At 54.1% G+C, this 17,910-nt stretch carries 20 protein-coding genes; 13 read left to right on the top strand and 7 right to left on the bottom strand.

Annotation, left to right across the window (positions count from 1 at the left end; translation table 11 throughout):
* Positions 1-30: 30 nt before the first annotated feature.
* The 11 genes from exuR to OGY07_RS02705 all read left to right on the top strand — a co-directional run bounded on the left by exuR (position 31) and on the right by OGY07_RS02705 (position 6,630).
* Positions 31-807 carry a transcriptional regulator ExuR gene (gene exuR / locus OGY07_RS02755; RefSeq protein WP_042292915.1) on the top strand — a complete coding sequence of 259 codons (777 nt, stop codon included), beginning with the start codon at positions 31-33 and terminating at the stop codon, positions 805-807.
* A gap of 349 nt (positions 808-1,156) precedes the next feature.
* A complete protein-coding gene (gene yqjA, locus OGY07_RS02750; RefSeq protein ID WP_042292913.1) occupies positions 1,157-1,819 on the top strand; it encodes a DedA family general envelope maintenance protein YqjA in 663 nt (220 codons plus the stop codon).
* 3 nt (positions 1,820-1,822) lie between these two features.
* Positions 1,823-2,206, top strand: coding sequence for an EnvZ/OmpR regulon moderator MzrA (mzrA, locus tag OGY07_RS02745; protein WP_042292912.1), 384 nt, complete (start codon positions 1,823-1,825; stop codon positions 2,204-2,206).
* Between the two features lie 150 nt (positions 2,207-2,356).
* Positions 2,357-2,725, top strand: coding sequence for a DUF1090 domain-containing protein (locus OGY07_RS02740; RefSeq protein ID WP_042292909.1), 369 nt, complete (start codon positions 2,357-2,359; stop codon positions 2,723-2,725).
* 35 nt (positions 2,726-2,760) lie between these two features.
* Positions 2,761-3,066, top strand: coding sequence for an ElaB/YgaM/YqjD family protein (locus OGY07_RS02735; RefSeq protein WP_042292907.1), 306 nt, complete (start codon positions 2,761-2,763; stop codon positions 3,064-3,066).
* A 2-nt stretch (positions 3,067-3,068) separates the two neighbouring features.
* A complete protein-coding gene (locus tag OGY07_RS02730; protein ID WP_042292904.1) occupies positions 3,069-3,473 on the top strand; it encodes a phage holin family protein in 405 nt (134 codons plus the stop codon).
* A complete protein-coding gene (locus OGY07_RS02725; protein WP_042292902.1) occupies positions 3,463-3,747 on the top strand; it encodes a YqjK-like family protein in 285 nt (94 codons plus the stop codon). The genes OGY07_RS02730 and OGY07_RS02725 overlap by 11 nt, the downstream gene beginning before the upstream one ends.
* Before the next feature lie 280 nt (positions 3,748-4,027).
* Positions 4,028-4,420 carry a DoxX family protein gene (locus OGY07_RS02720; protein WP_003024847.1) on the top strand — a complete coding sequence of 131 codons (393 nt, stop codon included), beginning with the start codon at positions 4,028-4,030 and terminating at the stop codon, positions 4,418-4,420.
* A gap of 120 nt (positions 4,421-4,540) precedes the next feature.
* Complete coding sequence (locus OGY07_RS02715) at positions 4,541-5,527, top strand: glutathione S-transferase family protein (protein WP_199957637.1); 987 nt, start codon at positions 4,541-4,543, stop codon at positions 5,525-5,527.
* Positions 5,528-5,678: 151 nt separating this feature from the next.
* Positions 5,679-6,044, top strand: coding sequence for a DUF805 domain-containing protein (locus tag OGY07_RS02710; protein ID WP_042292897.1), 366 nt, complete (start codon positions 5,679-5,681; stop codon positions 6,042-6,044).
* A gap of 226 nt (positions 6,045-6,270) precedes the next feature.
* Positions 6,271-6,630 carry a DUF805 domain-containing protein gene (locus tag OGY07_RS02705; protein WP_042292895.1) on the top strand — a complete coding sequence of 120 codons (360 nt, stop codon included), beginning with the start codon at positions 6,271-6,273 and terminating at the stop codon, positions 6,628-6,630.
* Positions 6,631-6,680: 50 nt separating this feature from the next.
* Here the strand turns inward: OGY07_RS02705 and yhaJ are convergent, their stop codons facing one another.
* Positions 6,681-7,577 carry a DNA-binding transcriptional regulator YhaJ gene (gene yhaJ, locus OGY07_RS02700; RefSeq protein ID WP_042292892.1) on the bottom strand — a complete coding sequence of 299 codons (897 nt, stop codon included), beginning with the start codon at positions 7,575-7,577 and terminating at the stop codon, positions 6,681-6,683.
* Between the two features lie 104 nt (positions 7,578-7,681).
* Between yhaJ and OGY07_RS02695 the strand changes: the two genes are divergently transcribed.
* Both OGY07_RS02695 and OGY07_RS02690 read left to right on the top strand, forming a co-directional pair.
* Positions 7,682-8,383: a pirin family protein gene (locus tag OGY07_RS02695; RefSeq protein ID WP_060571085.1), complete on the top strand. Its 702-nt coding sequence runs from the start codon at positions 7,682-7,684 to the stop codon at positions 8,381-8,383.
* A gap of 19 nt (positions 8,384-8,402) precedes the next feature.
* Positions 8,403-8,564 (top strand): protein YhaL, encoded by a 162-nt coding sequence (locus OGY07_RS02690; RefSeq protein WP_167333871.1) that lies wholly within the window; start codon positions 8,403-8,405, stop codon positions 8,562-8,564.
* 22 nt (positions 8,565-8,586) lie between these two features.
* Here OGY07_RS02690 and OGY07_RS02685 read toward each other — a convergent pair whose 3' ends face one another.
* The 6 genes from OGY07_RS02685 to tdcC all read right to left on the bottom strand — a co-directional run bounded on the left by OGY07_RS02685 (position 8,587) and on the right by tdcC (position 17,877).
* Complete coding sequence (locus OGY07_RS02685; protein WP_042292887.1) at positions 8,587-9,897, bottom strand: L-cysteine desulfidase family protein; 1,311 nt, start codon at positions 9,895-9,897, stop codon at positions 8,587-8,589.
* Between the two features lie 21 nt (positions 9,898-9,918).
* Positions 9,919-11,250 carry an SLC5/6 family protein gene (locus OGY07_RS02680; protein WP_042292974.1) on the bottom strand — a complete coding sequence of 444 codons (1,332 nt, stop codon included), beginning with the start codon at positions 11,248-11,250 and terminating at the stop codon, positions 9,919-9,921.
* 277 nt (positions 11,251-11,527) lie between these two features.
* Positions 11,528-12,892, bottom strand: coding sequence for an L-serine ammonia-lyase (gene tdcG, locus OGY07_RS02675; RefSeq protein WP_042292885.1), 1,365 nt, complete (start codon positions 12,890-12,892; stop codon positions 11,528-11,530).
* 86 nt (positions 12,893-12,978) lie between these two features.
* Entirely contained in the window at positions 12,979-15,273 is a 2,295-nt protein-coding gene (gene tdcE / locus OGY07_RS02670; protein ID WP_286598485.1) for a 2-ketobutyrate formate-lyase/pyruvate formate-lyase, read from the bottom strand.
* A 32-nt stretch (positions 15,274-15,305) separates the two neighbouring features.
* Positions 15,306-16,514, bottom strand: coding sequence for a propionate kinase (tdcD, locus tag OGY07_RS02665; RefSeq protein ID WP_060571083.1), 1,209 nt, complete (start codon positions 16,512-16,514; stop codon positions 15,306-15,308).
* A gap of 31 nt (positions 16,515-16,545) precedes the next feature.
* Complete coding sequence (tdcC, locus tag OGY07_RS02660) at positions 16,546-17,877, bottom strand: threonine/serine transporter TdcC (RefSeq protein WP_042292876.1); 1,332 nt, start codon at positions 17,875-17,877, stop codon at positions 16,546-16,548.
* Between the last annotated feature and the right edge of the window lie 33 nt (positions 17,878-17,910).

Raw genomic sequence — 17,910 nt, 5'->3', positions numbered from 1 at the left:
AGAGTCTGCCGTATCATGCCTGGAGCGCATATGGAAATCACTGAACCCCGTCGTTTGTATCAACAACTTGCCGCTGACCTGAAAGAGCGTATTGAGCAGGGCGTCTACCTGGTGGGCGATAAACTGCCCGCAGAGCGTTTTATTGCCGATGAAAAGAACGTCAGCCGCACCGTGGTTCGTGAAGCCATTATCATGCTGGAAGTGGAAGGTTTTGTGGAAGTGCGTAAAGGTTCGGGTATTCACGTCATTTCTAATCAGCCTCGCTATCATCAGGCGGCCGACGAGTCGCTGGAGTTCGCCAATTACGGACCGTTCGAACTGCTACAGGCGCGTCAGCTGATTGAAAGCAATATTGCTGAATTTGCCGCGACCCAGGTGACCAAGCAGGACATCATGAAGTTGATGGAGATCCAGGAGAAAGCGCGCAATGAAAAGTGCTTTCGCGATTCCGAATGGGATCTGCAGTTTCACATTCAGGTGGCGTTAGCGACGCAAAACTCCGCGTTGGCGGCGATTGTCGAAAAAATGTGGACCCAGCGCAGCCATAACCCCTACTGGAAAAAACTGCACGAACACATTGATGCGCGCACCGTGGACAACTGGTGCGACGATCACGATCAAATCCTTAAGGCGCTGATTCGTAAAGATCCGAACGCCGCCAAACTGGCAATGTGGCAGCATCTCGAAAACACCAAAATCATGCTGTTTAACGAAACCAGCGACGATTTTGAATTTAACGCTGACCGTTATCTTTTTGCTGAAAATCCGGTGGTTCATCTTGATACCGCCGTCAACGCGGCAAAATAAACGTTCTTTCTCCGACAGGCGCGCCGCTGCGCCTGTCTGCACGCCTGACAGTAAGCGAAAGGTATAAAGTGTCAGCCTGTGTAAATCCTCTCGCCTCACTCCACTACGATAAGCAAAATCAGACCTCAGGGACGCGTAATTTCTATAACGGACTCCGTTGACCTTTGTTACAATTAGATGCAAATCGAATTTATGTTTGTTAGTGCTTGCTTACTTCACCACTTTACAGGGATTAGTTCAGGCCGTGACTTTGCGCCGTTCGCACACCATACAAAAAAGTTGATAAATGATGCGGCATAGCAAACTCCTGAAACCGGCGTGACGTTAACCGATTCACCAGGAATACTGAATGGAACTTTTGACCCAATTACTGCACGCTCTGTGGGCGCAGGATTTTGAAACTCTGGCCAATCCTTCCATGATTGGCATGCTGTATTTTGTTTTATTTATGATTCTGTTCCTGGAAAACGGGTTGCTGCCTGCCGCCTTTTTACCCGGCGACAGTCTGCTGGTTTTGGTCGGCGTGCTGATTGCGAAAGGCGCAATGGGCTATCCGCAAACCATTTTGCTGCTCACCACCGCCGCCAGCCTGGGCTGCTGGCTGAGCTATATTCAGGGACGATGGCTGGGGAATACCCGCACCGTGCAAAACTGGCTCTCGCATCTGCCCGCGCACTATCATCAACGCGCGCACCATCTGTTCCATAAGCATGGGCTTTCAGCACTGCTTATTGGCCGTTTTATTGCATTTGTGCGTACCCTGTTGCCCACCATCGCAGGGTTGTCCGGCCTTAATAATGCGCGCTTTCAGTTTTTCAACTGGATGAGCGGCCTGCTATGGGTGCTTATCCTGACCACGTTGGGCTATCTGCTGGGCAAAACACCGGTCTTTCTGAAATATGAAGACCAACTGATGTCCTGCCTGATGCTGCTGCCGGTCGTCCTGCTGGTCTTTGGCCTTGCCGGTTCGCTGGTGGTCTTGTGGAAAAAGAAATACGGGAACCGAGGGTAAGGGATGCTGAAACCGCGCATAACGCTGAAGCAACTGGCCTTGAGTACCGCGTTCCTGCTGGTGCTGGGCAGTCTGCTACTGGTCTGGTCGGCCATTCGCCAGCAGGATTCAACTCTCGCGATCCGCGCCGTTCATCAGGGGGCAAGCGTGCCCGACGGTTTCTCTATCTGGCATCATCTTGACGCCAACGGTATTCGCTTTAAAAGCATCACGCCACAGAAAGATACGCTGCTGATCACGTTCGATTCCAGCGCCCAAAGCGCCGCGGCAAAAGCGGTGCTCGATAAAACCCTGCCGCAGGGCTATATCATTGCTCAGCAGGATAATGACAGCCAGGCCGTACAGTGGCTGTCGCGTTTGCGCGATACCCCACATCGGGTAGGATAATATCGCCAGGAATCCGAATCCCGTCACCCACTTTGGTGATTTCCCCGTTTAATGTCTATGATTAATAAAGCGGTGGGTCACTCCATCGCGTTGTCATCTGGATTCTCGTTCCTGACTTCACGGGAACGAATCACAATGGAAGGTTCAAGAATGAAACACCGCATCGCTTTAGCTATTACCCTTTTTGCTCTTAGTGCTGGCAGTTACGCCAATACGCTCTGCCAACAGAAGGAGCAGGATATTCAACGGGAAATCAGCTATGCCGAGAAACACAATAATCAACACCGTATCGATGGGCTGAAGAAAGCGCTCAGTGAAGTCAAAGCCAACTGCACTGACAGTAAACTGCGCGCGGAACATCAGGAAAAGATTGCTGAGCAAAAAGAAGAGATTACTGAGCGTAAACAGGATCTCGTGGAAGCGAAGCAAAAAGGCGATGCGGACAAAATTGCCAAACGTGAGCGCAAGCTGGCTGAAGCAGAAGCCGAGCTGAAAGAGCTGGAAGCTCGCGACTACTAAGCAACCCTAACCCCTTACTCATCTGGAGAAAAACTATGTCGAAAGATACTACTTCGGAACATCTGCGCGCTGAGTTGAAATCCCTGACCGATACGCTGGAAGAAGTGCTGAACTCCTCTGGCGAAAAATCGAAAGAAGAGTTGAGTAAGATCCGTAGCAAAGCCGAACGTGCGTTGAAAGAGAGCCGCTATCGTCTTGGTGAAACCGGTGATGCTATCGCGAAGCAGACCCGTGAAGCCGCTGCCCGTGCAGACGACTATGTTCGCGAAAATCCATGGACTGGCGTAGGTATTGGTGCTGCGGTTGGCGTAGTGCTGGGCGTACTGCTGTCGCGTCGCTAATTATGGCGGACACTCATCACGCGCAAGGGCCCGGTAAAAGCGTTCTGGGCATCGGGCAGCGAATCGTCTCTATTCTGGTAGAGATGGTGGAAACCCGGCTGCGTCTGGCGGTGGTTGAGCTTGAAGAAGAAAAGGCTAACCTCTTTCAGCTGCTGCTGATGCTGGGACTCACCATGCTTTTCGCTGCATTTGGTTTGATGAGCCTGATGGTGCTGGTGATCTGGGCCGTTGATCCGCAGTACCGGCTCAACGCGATGATTGCCACCACGGTCGTATTGCTGGTTCTGGCGCTGATTGGCGGCATATGGACGTTACGCAAAGCGCGTCAGTCCACGCTGCTTCGCCATACGCGGCATGAACTGGCGAACGACAGGCAAATTCTCGAGGAGGAGAGCCGTGAGCGGTAAAGTCGAACGTGCACAGCGTAAGGCCCGACTGCTTAGCGAGATCCAGCAGCAAAGGCTGGATCTTTCAGCCAGTCGCCGTGACTGGCTGGAAGCCACGGGCGCCTACGATCGCGGCTGGAACACGCTCCTGAGTCTGCGTTCATGGGCGCTGGTGGGCAGCAGCGTGATGGCGATCTGGACCGTGCGTCATCCAAATATGCTGGTACGCTGGGCAAGACGTGGATTCGGTGCCTGGACGGCCTGGCGGTTATTCAAAAAGACGTTGAATGCGTAGGCCGAACGCCTTCTGCCCGATGGCGCTTCGCTTATCGGGCCTCTCCTTTTTTCCCCACTTATTGAGCGCATAACCCCCACTGGCACAATACGCCATCGTCGCTGTTCAGCACCCAATCTTATATTCATCAAAATTATTGAAGAAATTTGACAGTTTTCCTTGCTAACAATTCTCATTACTCACGTTTATGATTCTCTCCATCGACAGCAATGACGCGGATTACCGCGCCATTGCGCTAAAAAACATAATCAGCAGCCTGAGTGGTTTCCTGGAGAGTAAAATGAAAAAATTAGAAGATGTTGGTGTACTGGTCGCGCGTATTCTGATGCCAATCCTGTTTATTACCGCAGGATGGGGAAAGATTACCGGTTACGCGGGTACACAACAGTATATGGAAGCCATGGGCGTGCCTGGCTTTATGTTACCGTTGGTAATCCTGCTTGAGTTTGGCGGCGGCCTGGCGATTCTGTTTGGTTTCCTGACCCGCACCACCGCCCTGTTTACTGCCGGTTTTACGCTTCTGACCGCGTTTCTGTTCCACAGTAATTTCGCGGAAGGGGTGAACTCACTGATGTTCATGAAAAACCTGACCATCGCTGGCGGCTTCCTGCTGTTGGCCATCACCGGTCCGGGCGCGTTCAGTATCGACCGCGTGCTGAATAAAAAGTGGTAAACGCACTATACTTGATGAACGTAAAACGAGGAGACCTTCTCCTCGTTTTTGCTATCCATACCTAATGGATTTCGCGTTGCTTCGAGTCGGCCTACAACGAAGCGTGTAAAGGAGAGAAACATGGGACAACTGATTGACGGCGTCTGGCATGACACCTGGTACGACACCCAATCCACCGGCGGCAAATTTCAGCGTTCGGTATCGGCATTCCGTAACTGGCTCACTGCCGATGGCGCACCCGGTCCTTCCGGTGAAGGCGGCTTTGCGGCGGAAAAAGATCGTTATCACCTGTACGTTTCGCTCGCCTGCCCGTGGGCGCACCGTACGCTGATCCTGCGCAAGTTAAAAGGGCTGGAGCCGTTTATTTCCGTTTCCGTCGTCAATCCCTTAATGCTGGAAAATGGCTGGACCTTTGACGATAACTTCCCGGCTGCGACAGGTGATACTCTGTATCAACATGAATTTCTGTATCAACTGTATCTACACGCCGACCCGCATTACAGCGGTCGGGTGACCGTACCGGTACTGTGGGATAAAAAGAACCACACTATCGTTAGCAATGAATCCGCAGAAATCATCCGCATGTTTAATACGGCGTTTGATGCGCTGGGCGCCAAAGCAGGCGACTACTACCCTGCCGATCTCCGCGGTAAGATCGACGAACTGAACGGCTGGATTTATGACAACGTCAATAACGGCGTTTATAAAGCCGGTTTCGCCACCAGCCAGCAGGCCTATGACGACGCGGTTAACAATGTCTTTACCCATCTGGCGCGCCTGGAGCAGATCCTCGGTCAGCATCGTTTTCTTACCGGCGATCGCTTAACTGAGGCGGATATTCGTCTGTGGACCACGCTGATCCGTTTTGATCCGGTGTACGTGACGCATTTTAAATGCGATAAGCATCGCATCAGCGACTATCTCAACCTTTACGGCTTCCTGCGCGATATTTACCAGATGCCGGGGATTGCGGAAACGGTGAATTTTGACCATATTCGCACGCACTACTTCCGAAGCCATAAGACCATCAACCCGACGGGGATCATTTCCATCGGTCCGTGGCAGGATCTCAGCGAGCCTCACGGGCGCGACACCCGCTTCGCGTAACACCCTGCCGCCATCGCGGATGGCGGCGCTTCTTTCTTTTTCTGCCTACCAGGCCTCATTCCGTTCACAAATATTTACCCCCCGATCATTCGCAGCTATTCTTAATTTGATTGCTTTAAAAACAAGTGATTGACCCAAGGTTGAGGCGAAAATGGATTGGTATTTAAAAGTTCTACGAAACTACATCGGGTTCGGTGGTCGCGCCCGGCGCAAAGAGTACTGGATGTTTATTCTGGTCAACGTCATCTTAACGTTCGTTCTGGGCGTGCTGGATAAAATCCTGGGCTGGCAACGCGCAGGCGGAGAAGGCGTACTCACAACCCTGTATGGGATCCTCGTGTTTCTGCCGTGGTGGGCGGTTCAGTTCCGACGCCTGCACGACACCGATCGATCTGCATGGTGGCTGTTACTGTTACTCATTCCCGTCATCGGCTGGCTGGTTATTATTATCTTTAACTGTCAGGACGGTACATCTGGCGAAAACCGCTTCGGCCCGGATCCGAAAACCCTGCCATAAGAACCCCAAAAGGCAGAAAAAAACGCTGCCTTTTTAATTTTTATACGGTAAATATTCTTTTTGTTGTCTGTGCGTTTATCCATTCACATCTTATTTATATCTAATCATATTATTATTAATACGAATATTAACATGAAATATTCCTAAGTTTGCATAATAAAAATGACCTCAGCGATATAGCGTGATATATTTCTGCGACTTTTTTTAGCACTAATAAGGATATTTAATGGATTGGTATATAGGTGTATTAAAAAATTATGCCCTTTTTACGGGACGTGCGCGCAGGAAAGAGTACTGGATGTTTGTGTTGATCAACATGATCATCAGCGCAATTCTGAACGTTATTCAAGCCGTTATCGGCATGGAAACGCCGTACATCACGATAATTTATAGCCTCGCCGTTCTGCTGCCGAGTATTGCCGTGGCGGTTCGCCGTCTGCACGATACCGAGCGCTCTGGCTGGTGGTTGCTGATTAGCCTGATTCCGATTGTCGGGGCGATTGTGCTTATCGTCTTTATGTGCCAGAACGGCACCGCCGGAAATAACCGTTTCGGCGCAGACCCTAAGCAGGGTGAGATTAATTAAGATTTTTCGGGGCAATATATTTGCCCCGAATTTCATTGTTCCAGCAAATATTACTTTCCAATAAACAGTTTCGGAATCTCACGCAGACACCAGGCTTTCGCCTCGCCCATACTGTCTCGCCGCCAGGCCATAATTATGTCGATCTCACTGGTCGATTCAGGACTGACAACCCGCAGTCGCCCTTCAGCGATATCGTGTTCCACCAACGGATAAGGCATCGTCGCCACCCCAAGCCCCGCCAGCAGCGCCTGACGCTTATCCTCAATCGTACTGACGGTAAGACGCGGCTGCTTATCCAGCAGTTGTACGGTCAACACCGGGCGCTCGCGGGCGGTATCCGCCACCGCCACGCCGCGATATTTCACGCGCGTCACTTCAGAAAGCGGTTCTGGCTCCTGATGGATAGGGTGATCCGGCGCAGCCACATAAACATTCATCAGAGTGTATAATTTGCGCGAATTGATTTCTGACGACGAGCGAAAGTGCATGTCCGGGGCGATAACGATATCTGCCCGCCCCTGCTCCAGACGTTCCCAGGCGCCTGCCAGCACTTCGGTAATGACCGATAGCTGCGTGTTGGCTTTGGCCGCCAGCTTGTCGATAAGCGGGAAAAAGGACGGCGTCGGCACCAGCGCTTCCGTTACAATGGTCAAATGCGTTTCCCATCCCCGGGCCAACGCTTCGGCATCGGTAGTCAGTTTATCCGCCGCTTCGAGAAGAACGCGGCCTCTTTCCAGCAACATGCGTCCAACATTGGTGAATTTTGTGCGGTGCCCGGAGCGGTCAAACAGTACCACATCCAGTTCCTCTTCCAGCTTCTGCATGGTGTAACTGAGCGCAGACGGCACGCGCCCCAGTTCATCCGCCGCCGCCGCAAAGCTGCCGCGACGGTCTATCGCATCCATCACGCGCAACGCTTCGAGCGTTAATGCCCTTTCTTTGGCCATATCGTTCTCATTCAGGAAATTTGAACATACCGGGCAGAATATCTGGCTAACAATGTAGCGTCCAGCCCCTTAACATAAAAGGGAGTAAAGAGAGGTCAAGAATTATGATTACTACCCGAACAGCCAAACAATGCGGACAAGCGGACTACGGATGGCTGCAGGCCCGTTACACTTTTTCCTTTGGACACTACTTCGACCCGAAACTGCTGGGCTACGCCTCACTGCGCGTACTCAATCAGGAAGTGCTGGCGCCCGGCGCCGCTTTTCAGCCGCGCACCTACCCGAAGGTGGATATTTTAAACCTGATTCTGGAAGGGGTTGCCGAATATCGCGACAGCGACGGCAACCATGTCCAGGCCAAAGCGGGCGAAGCGCTGTTGCTCGCCACGCAGCCGGGTATTAGCTACAGCGAACATAACATCAGTAAGGACAAGCCGTTAACACGCATGCAGCTGTGGCTTGACGCCTGTCCTGAACGCGAAAACGCGTCTGTGCAGAAAACCACGCTTGAAAAAGCGAAGCAACAGCTGATCGCCTCTCCTGACGGCGAGAACGGCAGTCTGCAACTGCGTCAACAGGTGTGGGTGCATCATGTTGAACTGGAACAGGGAGAATCCCTGCGCTTTCAACTGCATGGTCCCCGTGCCTATCTGCAGTCGATTCACGGTACGTTTCACGCGGTCACGCACGATGAAGCCCGCGAGGCGCTGACCTGCGGCGACGGCGCGTTTATTCGTGATGAAGCTAACATAACGCTCGTCGCCGATTCGCCGCTGCGCGCTTTGCTGATAGATTTGCCGGTGTAGCCGGTAAATGGAGTTGCTTATGAGTAAGAAAATCAAAAAACAGGCTGCCGCGAAACCTACCGCGGCGGCAGAAACCCCGGTCGCTTCCCGTCGTTTTGGCTACGAGGAGATGCTGACCGAGCTGGAGGCGATTGTCGCCGACGCCGAAGTGCGGCTCGCCGAGGAAGAGGCCACCGCCTGACCCCTGCCGCCTGTTGCCTCCCTTACTGCGCTTTACGGGCCATGATCTCGATGATCTGCTTGTCCGTTTGCTGCATAGAATGACACGCCAGCGCGCACAGGTTGGAAATGGACTGTTCCACGTTGTGCGCCACGATGCCTTCATTGCCGGTTACCGCCGTGTCGTCCAGCGCCATCAACACGGCTTTCCACGCTGCCGACGCGCTGGTCGACACCTTCATCGCACAACTGTTTGACGCACCGTCGCAAATCATCCCACTAACGTCGCCGATCATGCTGCCGATCGCCATGGAGATGGTGCTGTAGCGCCCATCCACCAGCCACGCCATCCCCGCCGCCGCCCCCATTGCCGCCGTAGTCGCCGCACACAAAGCCGACAAACGCGGAAGCTGATGATGGATGTAGATCGCGCTCAGGTGAGAAAGCATCAGCGCGCGCGCCAGTTTTTCCTCGTCGGCGCCGAAGTGCTCCGCCACCACCATCACCGGTACCGTGGCGGTAATCCCCTGATTGCCGGAGCCGGAGTTGCTCATGGCCGGCAGCGTCGCCCCTCCCATGCGCGCATCGGACGCCGCGCTGGTGCGGATAATAATCGCCGTAGAGAGATCGTTCGCCAGCAGTCCGCGCGCGCACTGTTTTTCCAGCGTCGCGCCGATGTGCAGTCCCCAACTGCCGCGCAGCCCTTCCTGCGACAGCGCGCCGTTGAGCCGGGCAGCGTCGAGAATGAAACGAATGTCGTCAAACGGGACGTTATTCACAAACGCCAGAATCTCCTCGAGCGAGGTCGTGGACAACACCGCCAACGGAGAGTCCTGCTCATCGCCGTCCGTCCGCGTGTCCTGAGCAAACTTCACGCCAGCGTGCGTTTCGATGCGCACGATGTTGGTATGTCCGCCGACGATGGTCACGCAGGCCCAACCGTCGCGGCTGTAGACCTTCGCACGGGAAAAAAGGATCTCGTCGCAGGGCTGTTGCAGCATCACCGATACCTTTCCGGCGCTCAGCATCGCTTTCGCGTCATGGATAGCTTGTGCGGAGGCGTCTTTCAGCACCTCCAGCCCGGCCTGACTGTTTCCGCCCAGCGCGCCGAGCGCGGCGGCGATAGGCAGTCCTACCATTCCGGTTCCGGGAACCGTTACGCCCAGCCCGTTTTTCATCAGGTTTGGCGAGACCCAGGCGTCGATACGTTCAACCGCGCCATCCAGTTCGGCAGCGGCAACCGCCGCCGCCAGCGCCAGTGAAATAGGTTCCGTACAGCCCAGCGCCGGTTTGACTTCCTCCTGTACGGCGAGGATAAAACGCTGCCACAACGGATTTTCTGTAGTCTCAAACATAACAACAACCTTCAAAGTCAATCAGGAGAATGCCAGGAACGGAGATACGCACAGCAGCAAACCGGTGACGATAATCAGATACAACGACGCCCCTTTGTATTTGTGCAGTGCAGGAACTTTGTAAACCAGCCAGGCCGGGATCAGACAGCCCACCATGCCGAAAATGGGGCTACAGATTGAGGTAAAGCTGAGCACCGGCGCATTGAGCACAATGGCGCTCCAGGCCAGTAAAATGGCGAACAGCATAATGCCGCGCTGCACCAGCGTTTCGTTGATCTTCTCGGCGGGCATTTTGCGGCGCAGGATGTTCATCACAATCCCCTGGGTAGCCTCACGAAAGCCCAGGTAAACGCCAAAGAACGCGGTCATTACGGCAAAAATATTGAGGATCACGCTGACCACTTTTACCCAGCCTGCGCCCGCGCCACTAATAAACTGTGCGGCGATCGCCAGCGCGGAAATGTTTTGCTCATAGGCTTTCACCGCTTCATCGTGGCCCATCGCCAGCGTAAAGGAGACGGCGTAGAAGAAAACGGTCACAAACAAAATGCCGAAGGCGATGTTCATCGCGCGCAGCGCTTTGTGGCGCGCGACCTCAATGGATTTTTCGCGGGAGCGATAGGAAATCACCATCGGGCTTAAGGTCTGAATAAACAGGATTGAGGTCAGGGTAAACGGCAGCGTGATGATCGCGTTTTTCACCAGCAGCGCCATCGGCGGCAGCGCGCCAATATTGTACAAATGCCACATCCCCACCATCGACACGCCCAGCGCCGCGACCACCAAAAGTTTGGTCAGCACCATACCGGTGGAGATTTTGAACAGCAGTTTCTCACCGCGCGAGGAGATGGCGACCAGGATGCAGATGAGCACCAGACCATAGAACGGGCTGTCGGAGAGTAATCCTTCCGTGACGCCAAAGGTATGCAGATAAGAGGCGCTGTCATTGGTGATTGCGGTGGAATAAACAAACATCCAGATCACCAGCATCACAAAATACAGCGCGCCCAACAAAATACCCCAGTTTTTGCCGAGGTAGCCGCTGATAACGCTCGGATAATCTTTACATTCCGGCGATTCCGCCAGGGTGTTAATAAACAGTCGTTGGAACAGATACATTGCCGGGTAGCCAATGACCGAAGAGAGCAGGAAGACCCATAACCCCATCAGCCCCACCTGGACCGGGAGAAAAACAATCCCCGCGCCAATTGCCATCCCGATACTCATAATGACCCAGCCGGTGTCGGTGCTGTCGAATTTGATCGCTTCACGCCATTCGCTTTCGGTCATACCGGCCCGGCGCGCCGGGCTGGAGGCACCAGGTATCACACTGCTGTTCGTTGCCGTTTCCATAAAATTCTCGCTCAATATGTAGGGTAAGTTTTTATATTTTTGTCGTGCCGCATCAGGGCGATACGCGGTACAGGTGTGCAGGCGAGTTGTTAGTATGAAAAAAATCATACGCCCGGGCGCAGAGAAAAACTTCACAAACAAACCCCTGTATTTTCCCTGTGTTAAGAAAAATTTTCCCCTTAACTGCACCTTAAAGGCATTAATTTCTTAATTTGATAGCGATCACAATAAAAAAAGCACACCGAAGTGTGCTTTTTTTTACCGGACCGGACGTAGGCTAACTGCAGACCACCTTGATCGCCAGCCCGCCGCGTGACGTTTCGCGGTATTTGTCGTTCATGTCTTTGCCGGTTTCGTACATAGTTTCAATGACTTTATCGAGCGACACGCGCGGCTGCGAAGTGCGACGCAGAGCCATGCGCGCGGCGTTAACCGCTTTTACCGCATTGATCGCGTTGCGTTCAATACAGGGGATTTGCACCTGTCCGGCCACCGGATCGCAGGTTAAGCCGAGGTTATGTTCCATGGCGATTTCTGCCGCAATGCACACCTGCGCCGGACTCCCGCCAAGCAGCTCAGTCAGCCCTGCCGCCGCCATTGACGCCGCTACGCCGATCTCTCCCTGACAGCCCACCTCCGCGCCGGAGATCGACGCATTCATCTTATATAGCGCTCCAATAGCGCCTGCCGCCAGCAGGTAGCGGGCGATAGAATTGGCGTTCACCGGACGGCGAAACTTATCGTAGTAGGCCAGCACCGCCGGGATAATCCCGCACGCCCCGTTAGTGGGCGCTGTCACCACACGTCCGCCCGCGGCGTTCTCCTCACTGACCGCGAGGGCGAACATGTTGATCCAGTCGATAACGTTCATTGGATCGCTGGAAAGGTTATCGCTGGACACCAGCAAGCGCCGCAGCGCCACCGCCCGCCGCGGTACGTTGAGCGGACCGGGCAGTACGCCTTCGGTATTCATGCCACGCTCGATTCCGGCGTGCATAACGTCCCATATACGGGCAAATCCGTCGTCGATTTCCGCCTTACTGCGCAGCGCCAGTTCGTTTTGCATCATCAGTCCGGAGACCGACAGCCCGTTGCGCTCACACAGCCTGAGCAGTTCGCTCGCCGAATGGAAATCGTAAGGCACAGGGGCTTCGACATCGTGGGCCTGACCAAAATGCTCTTCATCGACGATAAACCCACCGCCAATCGAATAGTAGGTTTTACTCAACAACCGGCGCTGGTGTTCCCAGGCGCTGATGCGCATACCGTTTTCGTGACGGGGAAGCGTTTCGCCGTGAAACAGAATGCTGTCCGTCACCGGAAAATCAACGACATGCGCGCCTTCCGCCAGCGGCAGACGCCCGCTGCGAGTGACCGCCTCTATAAACCCGGGAATGGCGTCAATATTGACGTTTTGCGGACTGTTACCCGCCAGCCCCATGATGATGGCGGTATCGGTAGCATGGCCTTTTCCGGTCAGCGACAGCGACCCATACAGATCCACCGTGATGCGCGTTGTACGCAGCAAGTCACCGCTGTTGACCAGTTGATCGATAAAACGCTTACCTGCATTCATTGGCCCTACGGTGTGGGAACTGGAAGGACCAATACCTATTTTAAAAATATCGAATGCGCTAATCATATCTACACCCTCGGAATGCCGTTCAGTGGAGACCAGGTTTGATACGCATTATGACCAGGGGCGATCGGCTGACCGCCCCGATAATGTTACATCGCCTGGGTGAAAGTCCGCGAGATGACATCCTGCTGCTGCTCGCGGGTGAGCGCGTTAAAGCGCACCGCATAACCGGAAACGCGAATCGTCAGATTCGGGTAGCTTTCCGGATGTTCGATGGCATCCAGCAGCATTTCCCGGTTCATGACGTTGACGTTCAGATGCTGACCGCCTTCCACATGCGCTTCATGATGGAAGTAGCCATCAAGTAGCCCGACCAGGTTGGTTTTCCGCACCGGATCTTCTTTGCCCAGCGCCGCTGGCACAATGGAGAAGGTGTATGAAATACCGTCTTTGGCATAGGTGAATGGCAGCTTCGCCACGGAGGTCAGCGAAGCGACCGCGCCTTTGCGGTCGCGTCCGTGCATCGGGTTGGCTCCCGGCGCGAACGGCGTACCGGCACGGCGTCCGTCCGGCGTATTCCCGGTTTTCTGCCCGTACACCACGTTTGAGGTAATGGTCAGAATGGACTGGGTCGGCACCGCATTGCGGTAGGTCGGCAACACCTTAATTTTCTTCATAAAACGTTCGACCAGATCGCAGGCGATACTGTCGACGCGCTCGTCGTTATTACCGTACTGCGGGTAGTCGCCTTCGATAACAAAATCGACCGCCAGGCCGTTATGGTCGCGCACCGGTTTTACCTTCGCGTATTTGATGGCGGAAAGGGAGTCCGCCGCCACTGACAGCCCGGCAATACCGCAGGCCATGGTGCGATACACGTCGCGGTCATGAAGCGCCATTAACGAGGCTTCATAGCTATACTTATCGTGCATGTAGTGAATGATGTTCAGCGCGCTGATGTACTGCACCGCCAGCCAGTCCATAAAGTGGTCGAGACTTTCCATCACGGTGTCATAATCCAGCACATCGTCCATCAGCGGCGCGGTTTTTGGCCCAACCTGGATTTTCAGCTTCTCATCCACGCCGCCATTGATCGCGTACAGCAGCGTTTTGGCGAGGTTGGCGCGCGCGCCGAAGAACTGCATCTGCTTACCGATTACCATCGGGCTAACACAACAGGCGATCGCGTAGTCGTCGCTGTTAAAGTCAGTACGCATGAGATCGTCATTTTCGTATTGCAGCGACGACGTGACGATAGATACTTGCGCAGCGTACTTTTTAAAGGCCACCGGCAGCGCTTCCGACCACAGCACGGTAAGGTTTGGTTCCGGCGCCGGTCCCATGGTGTGCAGGGTATGCAGGTAACGGAAGGAATTCTTCGTCACCAGCGTGCGACCATCCAGCCCCATCCCGCCGATCACTTCCGTCGCCCAGATCGGATCGCCGGAGAACAGGGTGTCGAATTCCGGCGTACGCAGGAAGCGCACCATGCGGATCTTCATAATGAAATGATCGATCAACTCCTGCGCCTGTTGCTCCGTCAGGATCCCCGCCTTGAAGTCACGTTCAATGTAGATATCGAGGAATGACGCGGTACGCCCCAGCGACATCGCGCCGCCGTTTTGCGACTTCACTGCCGCCAGGTAGGCAAAGTAGAGCCACTGTACTGCTTCCTGAGCGTTGCGCGCTGGACGCGAGATATCGAAACCATATTTTGCCGCCATCTCCTGCATTTGCAGCAGCGCGCGGCGGTGTTCCGCCAGCTCCTCGCGCAGACGGATAGTAGCTTCGAGATTTTGCCCCCACTCCAGGTTTGACTGGAGATCGGCGAACTGCAGTTCACGCTCACGCACCAGATAGCGGATGCCGTACAGCGCCACGCGGCGGTAGTCGCCAATAATTCGCCCGCGGCCATAGCCGTCCGGCAGACCGGTCAGGACGCCGGATTTACGGCAGCGCAGCATGTCCGGCGAATAGGCGTCGAAAACCCCCTGGTTGTGGGTTTTTCGTAGCTCGGTGAACAGGTATTCGAAGTGTGGGTCCATCTCGCGACCATAAGCCTCAAACGAGCTTTTGATCATATTGATGCCGCCAAACGGATGCAGGGCACGCTTGAGCGGTTTGTCCGTTTGCAGACCGACGATTTTTTCCAGCGACTGCTCGATATAGCCCGCGTCATGCGCGGTGATCGTCGTGGCGATGTTAGTGTCGAAATCAACCGGCGCATGGGTCGCGTTTTCGATGCGAATCCCCGCCATCACCTTTTCCCACAGCGCCGTTGTGGCTGGCGTCGCTTCCGCGAGGAAAGATTCATCCCCTTCATAAGGCGTATAGTTGTGCTGAATAAAATCACGGACATTAATTTCTTCTTTCCAGTCCGTACCTTTAAAACCCTGCCATGCGTCGGCGTACAGCATATCGCTGGTATCGATATTTACCTTCATGAAAAATAATCTCTCTACAGAACAACAATGAATTAAGCGAGTTCCACTGGCGCGTGAATACGGCCTAACTGGATCGCATCAAGCGCAATCATTTTTTCTTCATTGGTCGGAATAACGGCGCACATGACCCGGGCATCGCTGGCGGAAATAATGCGTTCGCCGTGGGAATTCGGCAGGCTATTTCTGTCACTGTCGAGCGTAACGCCCAGCACCGCCAGACGCTCTGCTACCAGGCGACGAATTAAGACCGAGTTCTCGCCGATACCGCCGGTGAAAACAATGCCGTCCAGACGATGTAACGACGCTGCATGCCCGGCGATATGGCGGGCGATACGGTGGACGAACGTTTTGATCGCCAGTTGCGCCCGCGCGTGTCCTTCATGCCAGGCTTTTTCCAGCACTCTTAAGTCGGACGATAAACCCGAAATTCCCAGCAGACCGGACTCTTTGTTGACCACCCGCTCCAGATCGCTCAGGGTCTGACCGGTTTCGCTGGCGACCCACGCCATCGCCCCGAAGTCGACATCGCCGCTGCGGGTGCCCATCATCAGCCCTTCCAGCGGCGTCATGCCCATTGAGGTGTCCACGCTCTGCCCGTTACGAACCGCGCAGACAGACGCCCCATTGCCAAGATGCGCCACCACCAGGCCTGAATCGTCATCAGCAAGATCCAGCAGCGCATGCGCCCGCAGAGACACATAGCGATGTGACGTGCCATGAAAGCCGTAACGCCGCACGCCGAGTTGTTCGTAATATTCCCACGGCAGGCCATACAGGTAGGCCTCAGGCGCCATCGTCTGATGAAAACTGGTATCAAAAACAGCGACCTGCGTGACGCCGGGAAATAACTGCTGTGCGGATTCTATTCCGCTCAGATTCGCATAGTTATGTAACGGCGCTAACGGTGAAACCCGGCGGATATTGTCAATGACTTCATCGGTAATAATGGCCGACGCGGTAAAGATATTTCCACCGTGGGCGATGCGGTGGCCAATTAAGGCCACGCTGTCGTTTAAATTACGTTTTTCCAGTTCGAAGGCGATCGCCTTTAATGCCCCTTCGTAGCTGTGGTGAGCCAGCGTTGCTGGCTCTCCTCCGTTTACCGACAAGAAGGCGCTTTCAGTGTTAATGCCGTCAGCAATACCTGCCATTAAAACGTCGCAGTTTGTTGCATCCAGCACTGAAAACTTAATTGAAGACGAACCGCAGTTAATTACCAGAACTACAGGAAATTCAGTCATTTCACTACTCCGCTCATCCTGAGCCTAAGGCTTAAAACAGTTTGTACACGATGTTCAGGATGGTCAGCAGACCAATGACGGTGACAAACACGTTATCCAGACGGCCACGGTATTTCGCCAGCGAAGGCGCTTTACGAATGGCGTACATCGGCAGCAGGCAGAGCAGCGAGGCGATAATCGGCGCGCCCATCGCTTCAATCAGGTCCAGAATATTCGGGTTGGCATAGGCCACAACCCAGGTGGACCCCATGATAAAGATCATGCTGAGGGTATTGAGTTTACCCATCGAGACTTTAGTTTTATCGCCCTTATAGCCAAACTTAAGGATCAGACCGTTCAGCCCTTCCAGCGTGCCCAGATAGTGCCCGAAGAACGATTTGAAAATGGCGACCAGCGCGATAATCGACGCGCCGTATTCCAGCGTGGTCGCGAACGTTGACTTAGTACCGGACATTGAGGCGAAGTGGTTCGCCAGGTAAGAGAGCACAGGGATGTTCTGCGCTTTCGCATCCGCCATGTTTTGCGGCGAGAGCGTAAACAGGCAGCTGAAGGCGAAGAACATTACCACGGCGACCATCAGCATGCTGGCGCGGGAGATGATCTGTGAACATTTCTGCTCGGTAAAGTCGCGGCCAAAATCTTTCTCATACTCTTCGCGCTTCGACACCACGAACGAGGAGACGATCGGCGAGAAGTTAAACGAGAACACCATGATGGAGATACCGAGCCATACGGTGACCAGAATGCCATCGTGACCGGTCAGCGCGATGTTGCTCAGATCGACCTGATCGATCACCGCCGAATTCCAGTACGGGATCAGCGACAGTGAAATCAGCACCAGGCTGGCGATAAACGGCCAGACCAGATAGCTCATCACTTTTACCATCAGATCTTTACCAAACCAGATGACAAACGCCATCAGCAAGAGCAGGAACAGCGCCACAAAGCCGCGGTTCAGGGCTGGCAACTGCAACTGGTTTTCCCAGAAGGTCATGAAGGTGTTGGTAATGGTCACGCCGTAAATCCACAACAGTGGACAAATGGCGAAGAAGTAGAGGAACGTGATCACCACGCCGCCCGTCTTGCCAAAGTGCTCTTCTACCGTTTCCGTAATGTTACCGGACGGGTTCGAGCCGGACAGGCACAGGCGCGCCAGCGCCCGGTGGCAGTAAAAGGCGATGGGGTACGCCAGCACCAGCATCAGTAGAATGGGGATCAGGCCGCCAAATCCGGCGCGAATGGGGAAGAACAGCACTCCGGCGCCGATGGCGGTACCAAATAATCCCAGTGTCCAGGTGGTGTCCGATTTACGCCAGGACGACTGTTTTGTCTGGCTGGATACAATGCTATCAGTAGTACTCATATCCTATCCTCAACGAAAAGATGAATAGCCGGT

It is taken from the genome of Citrobacter sp. Cs237 (assembly GCF_030332325.1).
In the GTDB taxonomy this organism is placed as follows: domain Bacteria; phylum Pseudomonadota; class Gammaproteobacteria; order Enterobacterales; family Enterobacteriaceae; genus Citrobacter_A; species Citrobacter_A sedlakii.
Note: the sequence above shows the minus strand (reverse complement) of the source record. Positions and strands in the feature narration are given on the sequence as shown.

Coding starts and splice junctions, on each gene's coding strand:
- exuR (WP_042292915.1), top strand. CDS start 31: ATGGAAATCACTGAACCCCGTCGTTTGTATCAACAACTTGCCGCTGAC.
- yqjA (WP_042292913.1), top strand. CDS start 1,157: ATGGAACTTTTGACCCAATTACTGCACGCTCTGTGGGCGCAGGATTTT.
- mzrA (WP_042292912.1), top strand. CDS start 1,823: ATGCTGAAACCGCGCATAACGCTGAAGCAACTGGCCTTGAGTACCGCG.
- OGY07_RS02740 (WP_042292909.1), top strand. CDS start 2,357: ATGAAACACCGCATCGCTTTAGCTATTACCCTTTTTGCTCTTAGTGCT.
- OGY07_RS02735 (WP_042292907.1), top strand. CDS start 2,761: ATGTCGAAAGATACTACTTCGGAACATCTGCGCGCTGAGTTGAAATCC.
- OGY07_RS02730 (WP_042292904.1), top strand. CDS start 3,069: ATGGCGGACACTCATCACGCGCAAGGGCCCGGTAAAAGCGTTCTGGGC.
- OGY07_RS02720 (WP_003024847.1), top strand. CDS start 4,028: ATGAAAAAATTAGAAGATGTTGGTGTACTGGTCGCGCGTATTCTGATG.
- OGY07_RS02715 (WP_199957637.1), top strand. CDS start 4,541: ATGGGACAACTGATTGACGGCGTCTGGCATGACACCTGGTACGACACC.
- OGY07_RS02710 (WP_042292897.1), top strand. CDS start 5,679: ATGGATTGGTATTTAAAAGTTCTACGAAACTACATCGGGTTCGGTGGT.
- OGY07_RS02705 (WP_042292895.1), top strand. CDS start 6,271: ATGGATTGGTATATAGGTGTATTAAAAAATTATGCCCTTTTTACGGGA.
- yhaJ (WP_042292892.1), bottom strand. CDS start 7,577: ATGGCCAAAGAAAGGGCATTAACGCTCGAAGCGTTGCGCGTGATGGAT.
- OGY07_RS02695 (WP_060571085.1), top strand. CDS start 7,682: ATGATTACTACCCGAACAGCCAAACAATGCGGACAAGCGGACTACGGA.
- OGY07_RS02690 (WP_167333871.1), top strand. CDS start 8,403: ATGAGTAAGAAAATCAAAAAACAGGCTGCCGCGAAACCTACCGCGGCG.
- OGY07_RS02685 (WP_042292887.1), bottom strand. CDS start 9,897: ATGTTTGAGACTACAGAAAATCCGTTGTGGCAGCGTTTTATCCTCGCC.
- OGY07_RS02680 (WP_042292974.1), bottom strand. CDS start 11,250: ATGGAAACGGCAACGAACAGCAGTGTGATACCTGGTGCCTCCAGCCCG.
- tdcG (WP_042292885.1), bottom strand. CDS start 12,892: ATGATTAGCGCATTCGATATTTTTAAAATAGGTATTGGTCCTTCCAGT.
- tdcE (WP_286598485.1), bottom strand. CDS start 15,273: ATGAAGGTAAATATCGATACCAGCGATATGCTGTACGCCGACGCATGG.
- tdcD (WP_060571083.1), bottom strand. CDS start 16,514: ATGACTGAATTTCCTGTAGTTCTGGTAATTAACTGCGGTTCGTCTTCA.
- tdcC (WP_042292876.1), bottom strand. CDS start 17,877: ATGAGTACTACTGATAGCATTGTATCCAGCCAGACAAAACAGTCGTCC.